This is a genomic window from Micromonospora inaquosa (assembly GCF_003857055.1).
GTDB lineage: Bacteria > Actinomycetota > Actinomycetes > Mycobacteriales > Micromonosporaceae > Micromonospora > Micromonospora inaquosa.
Map to the genome: position 1 here is coordinate 19,723 of NZ_QGSZ01000263.1, position 17,371 is coordinate 37,093.

11 protein-coding genes are annotated in these 17,371 nt (G+C 68.4%); 9 read left to right on the forward strand and 2 right to left on the reverse strand.

Annotated elements, in window-relative coordinates; all coding sequences use genetic code 11:
* Window positions 1-117: 117 nt before the first annotated feature.
* The gene (arfA, locus tag DLJ59_RS23700; RefSeq protein WP_124774809.1) at window positions 118-1,641 is read right to left on the reverse strand and encodes an arabinosylfuranosidase ArfA; all 1,524 of its coding nucleotides are present in this window, start codon (window positions 1,639-1,641) and stop codon (window positions 118-120) included.
* Between the two features lie 386 nt (window positions 1,642-2,027).
* On the opposite strand from arfA, the gene DLJ59_RS23705 reads away from it, so the two are divergent.
* From DLJ59_RS23705 to DLJ59_RS23740, 8 genes are all read left to right on the forward strand, one after another.
* Window positions 2,028-4,400 carry a glycoside hydrolase family 3 N-terminal domain-containing protein gene (locus DLJ59_RS23705; protein WP_208648807.1) on the forward strand — a complete coding sequence of 791 codons (2,373 nt, stop codon included), beginning with the start codon at window positions 2,028-2,030 and terminating at the stop codon, window positions 4,398-4,400.
* Window positions 4,401-4,688: 288 nt separating this feature from the next.
* Window positions 4,689-5,711, forward strand: coding sequence for a LacI family DNA-binding transcriptional regulator (locus DLJ59_RS23710; RefSeq protein WP_124774810.1), 1,023 nt, complete (start codon window positions 4,689-4,691; stop codon window positions 5,709-5,711).
* Window positions 5,712-5,925: 214 nt separating this feature from the next.
* Window positions 5,926-8,067 (forward strand): alpha/beta hydrolase, encoded by a 2,142-nt coding sequence (locus DLJ59_RS23715; RefSeq protein ID WP_244236188.1) that lies wholly within the window; start codon window positions 5,926-5,928, stop codon window positions 8,065-8,067.
* Window positions 8,068-8,171: 104 nt separating this feature from the next.
* A complete protein-coding gene (locus DLJ59_RS23720) occupies window positions 8,172-9,512 on the forward strand; it encodes an ABC transporter substrate-binding protein (RefSeq protein ID WP_124774812.1) in 1,341 nt (446 codons plus the stop codon).
* 72 nt (window positions 9,513-9,584) lie between these two features.
* A complete protein-coding gene (locus DLJ59_RS23725; RefSeq protein ID WP_124774813.1) occupies window positions 9,585-10,526 on the forward strand; it encodes a carbohydrate ABC transporter permease in 942 nt (313 codons plus the stop codon).
* Complete coding sequence (locus DLJ59_RS23730; RefSeq protein ID WP_124774814.1) at window positions 10,527-11,411, forward strand: carbohydrate ABC transporter permease; 885 nt, start codon at window positions 10,527-10,529, stop codon at window positions 11,409-11,411.
* 87 nt (window positions 11,412-11,498) lie between these two features.
* Window positions 11,499-13,226, forward strand: a complete 1,728-nt coding sequence (locus DLJ59_RS23735; protein WP_124774815.1) for an IlvD/Edd family dehydratase — start codon at window positions 11,499-11,501, stop codon at window positions 13,224-13,226.
* A gap of 112 nt (window positions 13,227-13,338) precedes the next feature.
* Window positions 13,339-14,325 (forward strand): LacI family DNA-binding transcriptional regulator, encoded by a 987-nt coding sequence (locus DLJ59_RS23740; protein ID WP_124774839.1) that lies wholly within the window; start codon window positions 13,339-13,341, stop codon window positions 14,323-14,325.
* Window positions 14,326-14,409: 84 nt separating this feature from the next.
* Here the strand turns inward: DLJ59_RS23740 and DLJ59_RS23745 are convergent, their stop codons facing one another.
* Window positions 14,410-16,125 carry a cellulose binding domain-containing protein gene (locus DLJ59_RS23745; RefSeq protein ID WP_124774816.1) on the reverse strand — a complete coding sequence of 572 codons (1,716 nt, stop codon included), beginning with the start codon at window positions 16,123-16,125 and terminating at the stop codon, window positions 14,410-14,412.
* A 427-nt stretch (window positions 16,126-16,552) separates the two neighbouring features.
* On the opposite strand from DLJ59_RS23745, the gene DLJ59_RS23750 reads away from it, so the two are divergent.
* On the forward strand, window positions 16,553-17,359 hold the full coding sequence (locus DLJ59_RS23750; RefSeq protein ID WP_208648810.1) for an SAM-dependent methyltransferase: 807 nt from the start codon (window positions 16,553-16,555) through the stop codon (window positions 17,357-17,359).
* The last annotated feature ends 12 nt before the right edge of the window (window positions 17,360-17,371 follow it).

Below are 17,371 nucleotides of genomic sequence, written 5' to 3' on the forward strand. Positions count from 1 at the left end.
GGCTCGACCCCCGTACTCCCTGTGGTGGGGAACCCCCGGCCGCGCGACCCTGGTGATGCCAGGGTGTGCGCGGCCGGGGTGCGTCCGGGGCCGGCGAAACGGTGGTTCGTCAGCCGATCACGAGGTCGCGTCGGTGGCGCGAAGTCGCAGCATGGTCCAGGACGCGGGCGGAAGAGTGAGCTGGACGCTGGCGTCGGCGCCGCGTGCCGTGCCGTTGGGACGCGGCGCGGCGTGGTCCGGGCCGTCGGCCGTGTTCTTGGCGTGCAGGTCGGTGCCGCCGACGGTGACGCACTCGATGATGTCGGTCACCTGGGCGCCGGCGACGTCGATGTGCACTTCGGCGGGGGTGTCGAGGGCGCGGTTGACGAGGAAGACGGTCATCTCCCCGGTGCTGTCGTCCCAGGTGGAGACCGCGTCGACAGCGTCGACCTCGCCGTAGCGGTCGGTGCTCGTCGTGCTGCCGTCACGCAGCACGTCCAGCACGGCGCCCTGGGCGTGTCGGGCGGTGCGGGCGAAGGGGTGGAAGATGGTCTGCCGCCAGGCCGAGCCACCCGGCTCGGTCATGATCGGCGCGATGACGTTGACCAGTTGGGCCTGGCAGGCCGCGGTCACCCGGTCGCTGTGCCGCAGCAGGCTGATGAGCAGCCCGCCGACGACGACCGCGTCGGCCACGCTGTAGTGATCCTCCAGCAGCGGCGGCGCGACCGGCCAGTCCTCGCCGCTCGGCGGCGTGGACGGGGCTGCGGACTGGTACCAGACGTTCCACTCGTCGAACGCGATCATGATCTTCTTGGTCGACCGGCGGATCGCTCCGACCGAGTCGGCGATGGCGGTGACGGCGTCGATGTACCTGTCCATCTCCTCCGCCGAGGCGAGGAAGCTGGCCAGGTCGTCGTCGACCGGCTGGTAGTAGGCGTGCAGCGAGATCAGGTCGACGTCGTCGTACGCCTCGGTCAGCACGTCGCGCTCCCAGCTGCCGAAGGTCGGCATACCGAGGTGCGAGGAGCCGCAGGCGACGAGTTCGAGATCGGGGTCGAAGCGGCGCATGGCCTTCGCGGTCTGCGCCGCGAGACGCCCGTACTCGGTCGCGCTTCGCTGGCCGACCTGCCACGGGCCGTCCATCTCGTTGCCCAGGCACCACAGCCTGATCCCGTACGGGTCGATCGCGCCGTTGTCGCGGCGCTGGTCGGCGAGGTGACTTCCACCGCGGTGATTGGCGTACTCAAGCAGGTCGACGGCCTCGGCGGTGCCCCGGGTGCCGAGGTTGACCGCCATGATCGGGTCCAGGTCGGCCTTGCCGACCCAGCGCATGAACTCGTCGAGCCCGAACGCGTTGGTCTCCAGGCTGTGCCAGGCGAGGTCGAGCCTCGTCGGTCGTTTGTCGACCGGGCCCACGCCGTCCTCCCAGCGGTAGGAGGAGACGAAGTTGCCGCCCGGATAGCGCACCGTGGTGACGCCCAACTCGCGTACCAGCGCGAGGACGTCGCCCCGGAAGCCGTCGGCGTCGGCCGTCGGGTGCCCCGGCTCGTAGATTCCGGTGTAGACGCAGCGGCCCAGGTGCTCGACGAACGTGCCGAAGAGCCGGCGCGGCACGGGTGCGACGCGTCGGCGGGGGTCCAGGGTCAAGCGGGCCGTGTTCACGACGTGCTCCGGCGCGCTGTCGGGGTGGGTGTTCAGGGCTGGCTCCCTTCGTGCGAGGTCCGACGCGGAGATCTCTAGCGGAGCGCCGGGACCGAGGGGTGGTGGAGGCGGTGCGACCTCTGGACAACGTGATCGTCCTCGATTACGTTGTCGATCGATGTAAACGTTACCGATTACGTTTACGTAAGGGAACACGGCACCTGGATCAATGTGTGGTCGGCGCGGCCCCCGGGCCCTGCCACCCCCCAGCTGGCCAGGGGTCTGACTCCCGCCCGCTTCGCCGCCACCGCCTCCCGGCCGTCGCCCACAGCCCGCGACCAGGCGCAGGTGGCGTGGTGATCGACGAGGCCGGAAGACCAGCTTGTCGCGGTGATTGGGGTGACCGGGTGACCACTGTTGAGCCGGAGATCGAGGCGACCTACGCCGATGCGACAGCACCCGTCGACGAACGGGTGTCGGATCTGCTGGCCCGCATGACCCGCGAGGAGAAGCTCGCGCAACTGGGCAGCACGTGGTCGTTCACCCTGCTGGAGGGCGGGCGGTTCGCGCCGGAGCGGGCCCGGCCAATCCTCGGACACGGCCTGGGGCACGTGACCCGCGTCTCGGGCGCGACCAGCCTGAAGGCGTCGCAGGTCGCGCGGGCCGCCAACGCCATCCAGCGCTTCCTGGTGACCGAGACCCGGCTGGGGATCCCGGCGATCGTGCACGAGGAGGTCTGCTCCGGGGTGATGGCCCGCGAGGCGACGATCTTTCCGCAGGCTATCGGCGTCGCGAGCAGTTGGGCGCCGGAGCTCAACCAACAGCTGGCCGACGCCGTCCGCGCGCAGATGCGCGCAGTGGGAAGCCACCAGGGGCTCTCGCCGGTGCTGGACGTGGTGCGCGACCCGCGGTGGGGCCGGACGGAGGAGACCTACGGCGAGGACCCGTACCTGGTGTCCCGGATGGGGGTGGCGTTCGTCAACGGCCTGCAGGGCGCCGACCTGACCGACGGCGTCTTGGCCACCGCCAAGCACTTCGTCGGCTACGGGGCGTCCGAGGGTGGGTTGAACTGGGCGCCGGCCCAGCTGCCGCCGCGGTTGCTGCGTGAGGTGTACCTGTATCCGTTCGAGGCGGCGGTCCGCGAGGGCGGGCTCCAGTCGGTGATGGCCGGCTACCACGAACTCGACGGCGTCCCGTGCCATGCCAACCAGGAGCTCCTCACCGACGTCCTCCGTGAGCAGTGGGGTTTCACCGGCAGCGTGGTGTCCGACTACTTCGCGGTCAACGACCTCCACACCTACCACCACTTCGCTCAGGACAAGCAGCAGGCCGCGACGGTGGGCCTCGGCGCGGGGGTGGACGTCGAGCTCCCGGCGACGGACGCGTACGGGGACGCCCTCAACCGTGCCCTGGACACCGGCGAGGTCAGCGAGGCCCAACTCGACGAGGCGGTCTCGCGGGTCCTTCGACACAAGATCGAACTCGGGCTCTTCGAGAACCCGTACGTCGACGAGGACGCGGCCGCGACGACGGCGAACGCCGACCGGCACCGGGACGTGGCGCTCGAGATCGCCCGCCGCAGCCTCGTCCTGCTCAAGAACGACGACGTCCTGCCGCTGCCCGGGAAGGCCGGAACGGTCGCGCTCATCGGCCCGAACGCCGACAACGCCCGACACCTGCTCGGTGACTACTCGTTCGTGGCCCACATCGAGGCGTTGGCCGCGGCGCGCAAGCGGCGTGGCCTGCTCGGCGAGATGATGACGATCCCGGACGATCTGGAGATCGACGAGAGCACCGACGGTGTGCCGACGGTGCGTGACGAACTCGCGGCGCGGCTGGGCGACCGGCTGCGCTTCGCCCCGGGCTGCGACGTGCTCGATCCCTCGACGGAGGGGTTCGCCGAGGCGGTCGCGGTCGCCGCGGCGGCCGACGTGGCGGTGCTGGTCCTGGGGGACCGTTCGGGAGTGACGCCCGACGCCACCACGGGGGAGTCGCGCGACCGGTCCAGCCTGGACCTGCCGGGCGTGCAGGAAGAGCTGCTGCGTGCCGTCGTCGCCACCGGCACGCCCGTCGTGGCGGTGCTCGTCGCCGGCCGACCCGTCGGCAGTGACTTCCTGCACGAGGAGTGCGCCGCGGTGCTGATGGCCTGGCTGCCGGGGGAGACCGGGGCGCGGGCGATCGCCGAGGTGCTCCTCGGTGAGGTGAACCCGAGCGGAAGGCTGCCGATCTCGTACCCCCGTGGGGTGGGCCAGATCCCGGTCTTCTACGGCCACAAGGTGTCCGGCGGCCGGTCACACTGGCACGGCGACTACGTGGATTCGCCGGTCGCCCCGCGATACGTCTTCGGCCACGGCCTCGGGTACACCTCGTTCGCGATCGACGACGCCACGGTGCGCGGCGCCGAGGTCCGCGCCGGGGACAGCGTCGGTGTCGAGGTCACGGTCACCAACACCGGGCAGCGGGCGGGGGAGCAGGTCGTGCAGCTCTACGTCCGCGACCCGCAGGCGACGATCACCCGGCCGGTGCTGGAGCTGAAGGCCTTCGCCCGCGTCGCGGCGGACGCCGGCCAGCGGGTGGCGGTGCGGTTCGCGCTCCCCACAGGTCAGCTCGGTTTCTACGACCGGAGCATGACCTACGCGGTGGAGGCCGGGCAGATCGAGGTGTACGTCGGTTTCTCGGCTGCCGACCACATCCACGCCGGCACCTTTGTCATCAGTGCGGACCCGGACCAGCCGACGACGAAGGTCTTTACCGCGACCACCGAAGTGCGGCAGCTGTGATCGTTCACCCGGGCCGGGGAATGGTGCTTGACGGAGCGTGCCGTCCTGTTGTCAACGAGTAGGACCGGTGCAGAAAACGAGGCTCCGCTTCGTCCGCTCCGAGAGCGCGCCGTTCGCGTTCTCCGCGCGGCAACTGATGGTCACCACGCCCTTGCGCGTATCCGGTTAGGACCCTCTTCTCCACCGTCGACTTAGGGGGAAGAGGTCTTGTGTTCGTAATCGTTCTCAGATACGTTGGCAACATCCTGGAAACGTAACCGATAACGATTGCAGTCCAGAGAGAGCGGCATGATTGAAGCCAATGCGCCGGTAACAATGAGTGATGTCGCCCGAGTCGCCGGCGTTTCCACCGCCACCGTCTCGCGCGTCGTCAACGGGCATTACGGCGTCAGCGCTCGCACTGTCGCTCAGGTGCGCTCCGCCATCGACCAACTCGGCTACGAGTCGAGTCTGGTGGCCACCAGCCTTCGGCGCAGCCGCACCAACGTTCTGGGCCTCGTCGCGCACAGCTTCCAGTCGTACACGGCGGAGGTGCTCAAGGGCGTGATGAAGGCGTTGAGTCGCTCGGGCTTCGATCTGATCATCTACGCCAACAGCGACCTCTACGGGTCGTACTCGGAGGGCTGGGAGCAGCGGCACCTCACCCGACTGTCGGGCACCCTCACCGACGGCTGCATCGTCGTCACGCCCTGGGGTGACATCCGCAGCCGGACGCCGGTCGTGGCCATCGACCCGGTGCGGGGCTCAGCGGCGCCCGCGGTGATGGCCGACAACCTCGCGGGCGCCACCACCGCCGTCGAGCATCTACTCGGCCTGGGTCACCGGCGCATCGGGTTCATCGCGGGGCGCGACAGTCTGGCCTCGGCCTGGGCGCGCGAGGAGGGATACCGGGCCGCGCTGGCCAACGGCGGCGTCCCGGTCGACCCGACGCTGATCGGCCGAGGGGATTTCAACCCCGAGTCGGCAACGCCGCTGGCGCGCGTCCTGCTGCAACGACCGGACCCGCCGTCGGCGATCTTCGCGGCGAGTGACGGGATGGCCCTCAAGGTCCTGGAGGTCGCCAGGGAGTTGGGGTTCTCCGTGCCGGGGGACCTGTCCGTCGTCGGGTTCGACAACATTCCCGAGTCCGCGTCGACCGAGCCGGGTCTGACCACTGTGGATCAGTCGATGTATCAGCTCGGGTACGAAGCCGCCCGGATGCTGAAGTCGCTGGTGACCGGCGAGTGGGACGAGCCCCGCCAGATCGTGCTTCCGACCAGCCTCGTCGTGCGCGGCTCGACCGCACCACCGAAGAGCGTGGCACGACCATGACCTTCGCTCATAGGCGCGCAAGCCTGATCGCTCCCGACGGGGCGATCAGGTCGGCTGTGCCCGTGGCAGCAGCCTGAAGGAGGTGAACGCAGCACACACGGCCAGATCCACCGTTGAGTTTGAGCCGGTCAGTCGGGTCGCATCCGCGGCCGGCACATGAAAGGAGTGGAGCGTGACTACCGAACAGTATCATGGGCGCTTACGCCGTCCCGGCGTGCGTGGACGGTTCTCGGCGGCGTTCACCGCCGGAGTCATCGCCACCGCGGCGGTGCTCGTCGCGCCGCAACCAGCAGCGGCGGACGCGCCGTGGCTGGACGTCTCCCAGGACCGCTACGCCTCGTTCGCCGTCCCTGCGGCGTACGTCCAGGAGAAGCTGGGCACCGTCTCGCAGGTCGTCGTCGAGGGAAACTTCGGTCCGTCCGCCAGCTGGGCGGAGTTTGGTCTGACCCGCCGGGGTGACGTGTGGTCCGGCGTTCTCGGCGCGCTCGAGCCCGGGCTGTACAACTACCAGTTCACCGCCGACGACACCAAGACCATCAAGGACCCGACGAACAGCGCCGGTGTCGCGTCCAACCCGCTGCTGAGCACCTTCTTCGTCGCGGGCGACTCGGCACGGTGGCTGGTCGACGCGCCGGTGGGCACCGGCGGAAAGATCGAGACGCTGACCTATCGCACCAGGAACGCGCAGCGCTCGGCCGTGGTCTGGACGCCACCGGGCTACGCGGCCAAGGGCCCGAAGGGTTACCCGGCGCTTTTCCTGCAGTCGGGTGACGGTGTCGCCGCCACCGACTGGCTCGATCTCGGTCGATCCAAGCAGATCCTCGACAACCTCTCGGCCGCTGGCGCGATGAGCCCGATGGTGGTGGTGATCAACAACGCCAACGCCGGGGACGACAAGGAGTTGAAGGACCTCCGGAAGGCGGTCACCGACAACTACCGGGTCCTTCGTGACCCGGGGCATCAGGCGATCGCCGGTGTGTCCGACGGTGGCACGCAGGCGCTGCGGGCCGCGCTCACCAGGCCGGGCCAGTTCGGTTACGTCGGCTGGTTCTCGGGCAGGTCGGCGCCGGAGATCGACCGGAAGGACGCCAAGGCGATCAACCGCGGTGTCAAGCTGCTGCGCCTGTACACCGGCAACGTCACCGATCCCGCGCACAACGCCACCTACCGACTGACGAAGGCGTTGGACCGAGCCGACGTGCGGTTCGAGTTCGACGGTGTCAACCCGGACGGCGGCGCGAACTGGACCACCTGGCAGGAGAACCTCGTCGACTTCCTGCCGCGACTGTTCCGCGACGTGCGGGACCACGGGCCGAGCCCCGGTCACCAGCCACTCAAGCGGGAGTTCACTCCACCGCCGGCCGGTACCACCCCGACGCCCTTCGTCACCGAGGACGGGTTCGTCACCTTCGAGACGACCACGGACTTCACTGACGCTCAGCACGTCACGGTCTGGGCGAACGTCGCGCCGGGCGGCAGTTGGCTGCGACTGCCACTGACCCGCGACGGTGACCGGTGGCGGGCGACAGTGGGCCCGCTGAAGCCCTGGTTCTACTACTACCGGCTGATCGTGGACCGGGTCGCGGTCAAGGACACCGCCAACCCGACGAAGGTGACCACCGAACCGATGTGGAGCACCTTCTTCATCCCCGGGCCCGGCGCGCGACTGCTGTCGGACGTGCCCGCCGGTCAGGGCGGAACCGTCGAGAGCATGACCTACTCCAGCACCGTGGCCGGTCAGGACCGCACCGCGCTGGTGTGGACCCCACCGGGGTACGACCCGGGCCGGGAGCAGCCGTACCCCGTCCTCTACCTGCAGCACGGCGGCGGGCAGAACTACACGGACTGGGTCGAGATGGGCCGCGCCAAGCAGATCCTCGACCATCAGTACCTCGACGGGGACCTCACGCCGATGGTGGTCGTGATGGGCAACGGCAACTCGGCGAACTTCAACCGGGAACTGCGGGAGAACATCGTTCCGACGGCCCGTGCCCGCTACCACATCTCCAGCGATCCGTCGCAGCAGGCGCTCGCCGGGCTGTCGATGGGCGGCGGGCAGGCGTTCGGGGTCCTGAAGGCCTACCCGGGTGAATTCGCCTACGTCGCTGCGTTCTCGGCCGGCTTCGGCAGCGGCACCGGCGTCGACGTGGCGGCGATCAACAACGGCACCAAGATGTTGCGCCTGTACGTCGGTGACCAGACCGACTTCGTCTACCCGAGCTTCATGGCATCGCTGACCACGTTGAACGACCTCGGTATCCGCTACGAGTTCGACGGGGTCACCCCGGGGCCGCACGGCTGGGACGTGTGGCAGAAGAACCTCATCGACCTGGCGCCGCGACTGTTCAAGCGCTAGGGGCCATCGCTGGCGACGCCACCGGGTGCGGGGCCTCCTGCTCCCGGTGGCGCCCGCCAGCGCATGGATGCTGTGCACCGCCATCGCCGAAGGGAACCATCTCAATGAAGAGAAGACGGATACTCGCCACGGTAGCCATGCTCGCGGTGGGGAGCGGGCTGGTCGCCTGCTCGTCCGACGAGGGCGGCAGCGACGCGAGCAATTGCACGAACACCATCACCAAGAAGGACCTGCCGGTCGTGACGATGTGGGGTTGGTACCCCAACACCCAACTCGTCGTCGACAACTTCAACAAGCTGAACAACGAGGTGCAGGTCTGCTGGACCAACGTCGGGCAGGGCGGGGACGAGTACGACAAGTTCCAGACGGCCATCTCGGCGGGCACCGGGGCGCCCGACGTGATCATGGTCGAGGCGGACCGCATCCCGACCTTCCAGATCCAGGGCGCGCTCGTCGACATCAAGCAGTACGGCTTCGACGCGGTCAAGGCCAACTACAGCGAGGGTGCCTGGAAGGACGTGTCGGTCGGTGACGCGGTCTACGGCGTCCCGGTCGACGGCGGCCCGATGGGCATGATCTATCGCAAGGACATCTTCGACAAGTACAAGATCACGCCGCCGAAGACCTGGGCCGAGTACGAGCAGGCCGCGCAGAAGGTCAAGGACGCCGGTGGTCCGCTCTTCGGGGACTTCGGCGCGAACGTCCCAGCGGTCCTGATGGCGCTCCAGATCCAGAAGGGCGCAAAGCCCTTCACCTCCGATCCGGCGCAGCCGAACGCCATCGGTGTGAAGCTCAACGACCAGGCGTCCAAGGACGTGCTGGACTACTGGGGTGGCCTGGCCAAGAAGGGCCTGGTCGGCACGCAAAACCAGTTCACCCCGGAGTACATCTCCGGCGTGATCAACGGCAACTACGCGACGTACATCTCGGCGGCGTGGGCACCCGGCTACCTCACCGGCGCGGGCGTCGGCAAGGGCCAGGACACCGGCAAGTTCGCGGTGGCGCCGCTGCCGCAGTGGGACTCGGCCAACCCGGTGCAGGTGAACTGGGGCGGGTCGGCGTTCTCGGTGACCAAGCAGGCGAAGAAGCCGGAGCTGGCCGCGAAGGTCGCCTACGGGCTCTACGCCGACAAGGAGTCGCTCACCGACGGCTGGACCAACCAGATCATCTTCCCGCTGAACCTCACGGCGCTCAAGGATCCCGCCTTCGTCGACCTGAAGGTGGCGTTCTTCGGCGGCCAGCAGGCGAACAAGGAGGTCTACGTCCCCGCCGCCGACGCCTACCAGGGCGTCCAGTACGCCCCCTTCGGCCAGTACTACCTCGACGCCATGGAAAAGCAGGTCAGCGAGGTCATCAAGGGCTCCGTCACCGGTTCGCAGGCTGCCGACCGGCTCCAGGAGGACGTGGCGAAGTACGCCAAGGAACAGGGCTTCACCGTTCAGTGACCGGCTGGGTGGGCCGCGCCGGCACCGGCCGGCCCACCCTCCCCCCTCAGCGTCCACGTCCCGGAGACCAAGATGACATCCCTGACCGAGAAGCGCGCAGCGCGTACGCAGCCTGAGACGCGCAAGATCCGTGGCAAGGTACACCTTCGCGAACACCTGATGGGATGGCTCTTCGTCGGGCCGTTCGGGGTCGTGTTCCTGGCGTTCCTCATCGCGCCGCTGGCGTACGCGCTGTATCTCAGCCTCTTTCAGAAGAAGCTGATCGGCGGCACCAGCTTCGTCCTCTTCGACAACTACGTGAAGGCGTTCACCGACCCGAGCTTCCTGTCCGGGGCGTGGTTCGTCATCCGCTTCTCGCTGGTCTCGATCCCGGTGCAGATCATCATCGCGCTCGCGATGGCGCTCATCCTGGACTCGGTGACCACCCTGTTCGCCCGCTTCTCCCGCCTCATGATCTTTCTTCCGTACGCGATCCCCACTGTCATCGGGGCGGTGATGTGGGGGTTCCTCTACAGCCGGGGCTTCGGCCCGCTCACCGACATCTTCGGGCTGTTCGGCGCCACCGCACCCGACTTCCTGGGTAGCGACCTGATCTTCTACGGGTTGCTCAACGTCGTCACCTGGCAGTGGGCCGGCTACTACATGATCATCCTGTACGCGGCGTTACAGGGCGTCGATCCGACGCTCTATGAAGCGGCCCGGATGGACGGCGCCGGGCGTTGGCAGATCGCGACGCGGATCAAGATCCCGCTGATCGCGCCCGCACTGATCCTGATCCTGGTCTTCTCGCTCATCGGCACCCTGCAGTTCTTCAACGAACCGCAGATCCTGCGATACCTCGCCGCCGGCACGATCGGCTCGGACTTCACCCCGAACATGTACGCGTACCAGCAGGCGTTCTCGCTCGCCAACTTCAACTACGGGTCCGCGATCTCCTTCGCCCTCGGCGGGATCGTGTTCATCTGCGTGTACGCCTTCCTGTTCTTCACCCGCAAGCGGAGGAGCTTCCTGTAGATGGCCGACCACACCAGCGTCCGCGCAGGCGCCCGCCGACCGCAGCGCTATCTCCCCATGCAGATCCTCCTCGGCTTCCTGGTGATCTATTTCCTCGTACCGTTCTGGTGGGTCATCGTCAACAGTTCCAAGGACGCGCCGGGCCTGTTCGGCGGCGGCAACACCCTCTGGTTCACCGACCAGATCGACTACCTCGGCAACCTCCGGCAGCTCTTCACCTACGACGGTGGCATCTACCTCCGGTGGATCCTCAACTCCACGCTGTACGCCATCGCCGGCGGAGTCGGCGCCACCGTCCTGGCGGTCATGGCCGGCTACGGGTTCGCCAAGTACCGGTTCGCGGCCCGACGCTTCAGCTTCGCCGTCGTGCTCGGCGCGCTGATGGTGCCCGCCACCGCTCTGGTCATCCCGACCTTCATCATGTTCTCCCGGCTGGGCCTGACGAACACCGTCTGGGCGGTGATCCTCCCGTCGCTGCTCAACCCGTTCGGCGTCTACCTGATGCACGTCTACGCACGCGACGCGGTGCCCGACGAACTCCTGGACGCGGCGCGGGTCGACGGCGCGGGCGAGGTGCGGACGTTCATTCAGATCGCTCTTCCGCTGATGCGTCCCGCGGTGGTCACCGTGCTGCTCCTGTCGGCCGTGGCGTCCTGGAACAACTACTTCCTGCCCCTGGCCATGCTCTCCGACAACCGGCTCTTCCCGGTCACCGTCGGTCTCGGCCTCTGGCAGGGAATCGCGTCCGCGAACAACGCGGGAACCACCTCGCTGTGGAGCCTCATCATCCTGGGCTCCCTGGTGTCCGTGATCCCACTGATCATCGCGTTCTTCAGCCTCCAACGACACTGGCGTGGCGGCCTGTCCGTCGGAGGTCTCCGGTAGGCAGCGCCGGCGCCACCAGCCAATCCACCACACGCGCAATTCTCGCCGCACTGGACGCGGCCGGACGGATGACAGAGAGGTGTGCTGATGTCGACGACGAATCGACCGCTGCGCAGCGGGCAGTGGTTCGGCGCGGAAGGCCGCAACGGGTTCATCCATCGGTCCTGGATGCGCAACCAGGGGTTCGCGGACGACGTCTTCGACGGTCGACCGGTGATCGGCATCGCCACCACCTGGTCGGAGTTGACGCCCTGCAACGCCCACCTGCGCGACCTGGCCGAATCGGTGAAGCGGGGCGTGTGGGAGAGCGGTGGCCTGCCGCTGGAGTTTCCGGCGATGAGCCTGGGCGAGCCGCTCATGCGACCCACGACCATGCTCTACCGCAACCTGCTGGCGATGGAGTTGGAGGAGTCGGTCCGCGCCAACCCGCTCGACGGGGTGGTCCTGCTCTCCGGCTGTGACAAGACCACACCCGGCCTGCTGATGGGAGCGGCGAGCGTCGACCTGCCGACCCTGATGATGACCGGCGGCCCGATGCTCAACGGCAAGTTCCGCGGCCAGGACATCGGCTCGGGCACTGTTGTCTGGCGTTTCACCGAGGAGATGCGGGCCGGTCGGATGACCGCCGCCGACTGCTCCGAGGCGGAGGTCGGCATGTCCCGCAGCCGGGGCCACTGCATGACCATGGGCACCGCCTCCACGATGGCCTGCGTGACCGAGGCGCTGGGCGTGCAACTGCCGGGGGCGGCCGCCGTGCCGGCGGTCGACTCCCGGCGGTACGCGCTCGCGCACGCCGCCGGACGTCGGATCGTCGCCATGGTCGAGGAAGACCAGCGGCTGTCCTCGGTGCTCACGAGGCAGGCGTTCGAGAACGCCGTCCGGGTCAACGCCGCGATCGGCGGTTCCACAAACGCGGTCGTGCACCTGCTCGCGATCGCCGGACGACTCGGCGTTCCCCTGTCGCTGGAGGACTTCGACACCCTCACCGCCGACGTGCCGATGCTCGTCAACCTCATGCCGTCCGGTGCGTACCTGATGGAGGACTTCGCCTACGCGGGCGGCCTACCGGTGGTGATGAAGGAACTCGCCCCGCTGCTGCACATGGACCACGTCACGGTCAGCGGCCGGAGCGTGGCGGATAACGTCGACGGCGCCCAGTGCTGGAACCGCGACGTCATCGGCACGATGGACGAGCCGTTCCAGCCCGCCGGTTCGGGCACCGTGGTGCTGCGCGGGTCGCTCGCGCCGTCCGGGGCGGTATTGAAGGTCTCCGCCGCTTCCGCCCACCTCCTCACGCACACCGGCCCGGCACTCGTCTTCGACCGGATCGAGGAGTACGTCGTCGCCGCCGACGACCCGGACCTCGACGTCACCCCCGACACGGTGATCGTCGTACGCAACGCCGGCCCACGGGGCTACCCCGGCTTCCCGGAGGTGGGCAACGTGCCCATGCCACGACGACTGCTCGCCGACGGCATCACGGACATGGTGCGGATCTCCGATGCTCGGATGAGCGGCACCGGCTACGGCACCTGCATCCTGCACGTGGCGCCGGAGGCATCAGTGGGTGGCCCGCTGGCGCTGGTCCGCACCGGTGACCTGATCTCCGTCGACGTCGCGACGCGCCGCTTGGAGCTCCTGGTCGACGACGCGGAACTCGCCGAACGCCGCGCCGCCTGGCAGCCGCCGAAGCCGGTGGCCGACCGAGGTTGGGTACGCCTGTACAGCGAGCACGTCCTACAGGCCGACAGCGGCGCCGACCTCGACTTCCTCGTCGGTGGCAGCGGCAGCGCGGTGCCCCGGCACTCACACTGACGGCCGCGAACGGACGAGGCACACGAGAAACTGATCCCATGGAAGAACGGACGGCCCGCCAGTGCGAGTTCACGCAAAGGCCGCTGTGACAGCGGCCGACCGGCCACCGGTCATGGCCGACGTCGCTCGCCTGGCGGGCGTGTCACACCAGACGGTGTCCCGGGTCATCAACGGGGCGCCCAGCATCAGGCGCGAGACGCGGGAACGGGTCCTCGAGGCCATCCGACGACTCGACTACCGCCCCAACACGGCCGCCCGCGCGTTGGTTCGCGGGCGGTCCGGGATGATCGGCATCATCGGCACGGCCAGGACACTGTTCGGCCCGACGAGCATCCATCGCAGCGTCGAGGACGCCGCCCGCGCGGCCGGCTACTTCGCCACCTCGGTGAGCCTCTCCGAGGTGACGGTACGGGCCCTCAGCGACGCCACCGAACACCTCATGCGCGTCGGCGTGGAGGGCGTCGTGATGATCGCCGGCAACGACGAGGCTCTCGAGGTGGTGCGGATGACGCGCTCGGGGGTCCCCTTCGTCGTCGTGGAGGGCGACCTGTCCAGGGCCAGCGTGACCGTCGGCGTCGACCAGGTGCTCGGCGCTCAGATGGCTACCGATCACCTCCTCGACCTCGGACATCGGGAGATCGTGCACGTGAGTGGCCCGCTCAACTGGGCCGAGGCCCGCGCCCGACTCAAAGGTTGGCGGCAGGCGATGAGCGCGGCGGGCCTACGCCCGCCGGAGCCGATCGAGGGCGACTGGAGGGCGCACAGCGGCTACGTCGCCGGGCTGCGGATCGGTGCGATGCGCGGGACCACCGCGGTGTTCGCCGCCAACGACCAGATGGCCATCGGCGTGCTGCGCGCGCTGCACGAGCGCGGGCGGCGGGTGCCGCAGGACATCTCGGTCGTCGGATTCGACGACGTCCCCGAGGCGCCCTACCTCATCCCGCCGTTGACGACGGTGCAGCAGGATTTCGACGCGGTCGGTCGCCGGGCCATCACCGCCGTCACCCAGGCCATCGACGACACGGTGCCGCAACGGCTGCCGCTGGTCATCCCCAATCTCGTGGTGCGGCAGAGCACGGCGCCGCCGACCGCCAGCTGAGCGGGAGCGGGCTGCGTGAACGGGCGGGAGCCCCAGCGTGTGGCCGGGGCTCCCGCGACGATCGCGTTCGGTCGAACCAGGTTCTCAGAGGGTGAACACAAGGGTGGAGATGCTGCGCGCGCCGACGTTGATGGTGGCCTGACCGCCGTTCACGGCGGTCGGCTGGCTGGCCGCGTTGGCGTTCTGCGAGGTGAGGTAGTGCTCAGCCCGGCTGACGTTCTGCGGGGCCTGGATCACGGCGTTGTTGACCGCGTTGTTCGAGCGGTTCAGGATCACCAGGGTGATCTTTCCGTCCCCCTGGTAGGCCGTCACCTCCAGCGGCGAGGCCTTGGAGCTCTTCGTCAGGGCGACCCGCTGGTAGCCGGGGCGGACGTACTTCGCGTACTGCGAGAAGGCGTAGCCGCGCTTGAGCGGAGCGCCCGCGACGGTGCCGAACGCCGACTCGCCGTCACCGATGAAGGAGTAGTAGCGCTTGCCGTACCACCAGATGTAGGCGTTCCAGTTGGCCTCCATCGACTTGTGCACCGTACGCATGATGTCGTCGAGGGTTTCGTTCCAGACCGCCGCGTTGGCGGGGTTGCCCCAGATGTTGGAGCCACCGCCGTCGGCGGCGTGCAGGTTCCACTCGGTCATCCACACCGGCTTGTTGTACTGCTCCGCCAGGGAGTACGGCCGCAGCCGGCCCGACTCCTCGGTGCCGTACAGGTGACCGCCGATGTAGCCGATGTTGGTGCGCGCGGCCGCGTCGTTGAGGGTCGGGTCGGTGAAGTTGTAGTTCATGTTCACCGCCTCGGCGACCATCAGCTTCGTGTTCTGCACCCTGCCGCCCTGGTCGCGGACGAAGGTGCGTAGCTCGGTGCCGCTCCAGTCCATCGAGTCGTAGTCCGGGTGCCAGTCGGGCTCGTTCTGCACCGAGGTCACGTCGATGGTCACGCCCTGGCCACGCATGTACTGCACGTAGCTGTTCAGGTGGTTGGCGTAGTCGTCGTAGTAGTCGGTCCTCAGCTTGCCGCCGTTGACCCGGCTGTTGTTGGTCTTCCACGCCGCCGGCGCGGTCCACGGCGAGGCGAGGATCTTCACGTTGGACCCGTACGACTTCGCCGTCTTCAACGAGTTCACGTGCGTCGCCCACTCACTGGAGACCGGCGACAGGCCGGTCCGCACGATGGACAGCCCCAACTGGTTGGCTCCCATTCCGACCAGCGTCTGGGTGTCCGTCGTCGACCAGGCGCTGCCCCAGATGGACTGGGCGGCCCCGAAGCCGTCCACGGTCTGGTACCTGGTCGCGGTGTTCACAGTGATGTCGGCCGGCCCGGTCGGCGGTGGGGTGGTCGGCGGTGGCGTGGTCGGCGGTGGCGTGGTCGGCGGTGGCGTGGTCGGCTCCGTGCCACCGGTGCAGCCCACCCCGTTCAACGCGAAGGTGGTGGGATCGGGGTTGCTGCCGGTCCACGAGCCGTTGAAACCGAACGAGACCGTCCCGTTGGTCGGGATGGCCCCGTTGTAGCTGACGTTCTTCGCGGTGACGGCGGCGCCGCTCTGGGTCAGCGTCGTGTTCCACGCCTGCGTGACGGTCTGTCCGGCGTCGTAGCGCCAGGTCAGCGTCCAACTCGTCACCGCTTCACCGAGATTGGTGATGGTGACGTTGGCGCCGAATCCGCCCTGCCACTGCGACGACACGCTGTAGTTCACCGAACAGCCGGCGGCCGCGGCCCCGGCTGGCACCGCCGCGGCGACCGCTGTCGATGCCAGCAGGACGGCGCCGGCCGACACCAGGGCAGCGTTGATCGCTCTTCTTCTCACGAGACTCCTCCTGGAATGGTGGTGGCATCCACGCCTCGGGAGGGCTCGGCTTTGGCGAGATTCAGCGATGGTTGGGCGGCAAGGAGGTTGGGAGCGCTCCCAGGTGCTTGATTCCAGAAAGTTAATTCGTCCAACGATTTATGTCAATGCAATCGACCCCGAGTTGGCGGCGCCGTCACCGGCCGCAGGCACCGCCCCGCCGGCGAGTCGCAGGTGGTGCTCGGTGGACGCGACGACCAGGCCCGGGAGGCGACCGAGTCCATCGTGTTGAGTCGGCTGTGGATTGACCGGGTGGTGAGGATCCCCGGCCTTCTATACCGTGGCACGGTCACGGGCGGCCACTTCCTCGACTGGGCTGTTCCGGGACGACGTCGCGTACGTATGAATATGGGGGTTTGTCGTGACCATGGAATCGCCGACGACCGGCCTGCCCGAGGCCGGTGCGGCCGCCGCGCAACAGAAGATCGACACGTCGGTGCCGCACTCGGCGCGGATCTGGAACTACTGGCTCGGTGGCAAGGACAACTTCGCGGTCGACCGCGAGGCCGGGGACCAGTACCGCCAGGTCTTCCCCGGCGTTGTCGACGTGGCCCGGGCCTCCCGGCAGTTCCTGGTCCGCTCGATCATGTTCCTTGCCGCCGACGCGGGCATCCGCCAGTTCCTCGACGTCGGCACCGGGCTGCCGACCGCCAACAACACCCATGAGGTGGCCCAACGGATCGCGCCGGAGGCGCGGATCGTCTACGTCGACAGCGACCCGCTGGTGCTGGTGCACGCTCGTGCGTTGCTGGTGGGCACGGCCGAGGGCAGGACCGCATACATCGACGGTGACCTGCACGACCCGGCTGCGGTCATCGCCGAGGCCGGCAAGACGCTCGACTTCACGCAGCCGATCGGTCTCATTCTCAGCGGGGTCATGGGCCACGTGCCCGACTACGAGACGGCCCGTTCGATCACCCGACAGCTGGTGGCGGCGCTGCCGAGCGGCAGTTACCTCTCACTGAACGACGGTACGAGCCTGGTCAGCGCCGAGATGCAGCAGGCGCAGGACGACTACAACGACAGCGGAGCGACTCCGTACACGCTGCGCTCGCCCGACCAGATCGCCGGTTTCTTCGACGGCCTGGAGCTGGTCGAGCCCGGCGTCGTGCCGTGCCCGCAGTGGCGACCGGACGACGCTGTCGACACGCCTGTCGACATCGACGCCTTCGGCGGCGTGGGCCGCAAGCGCTGACGCTGTCTCCCG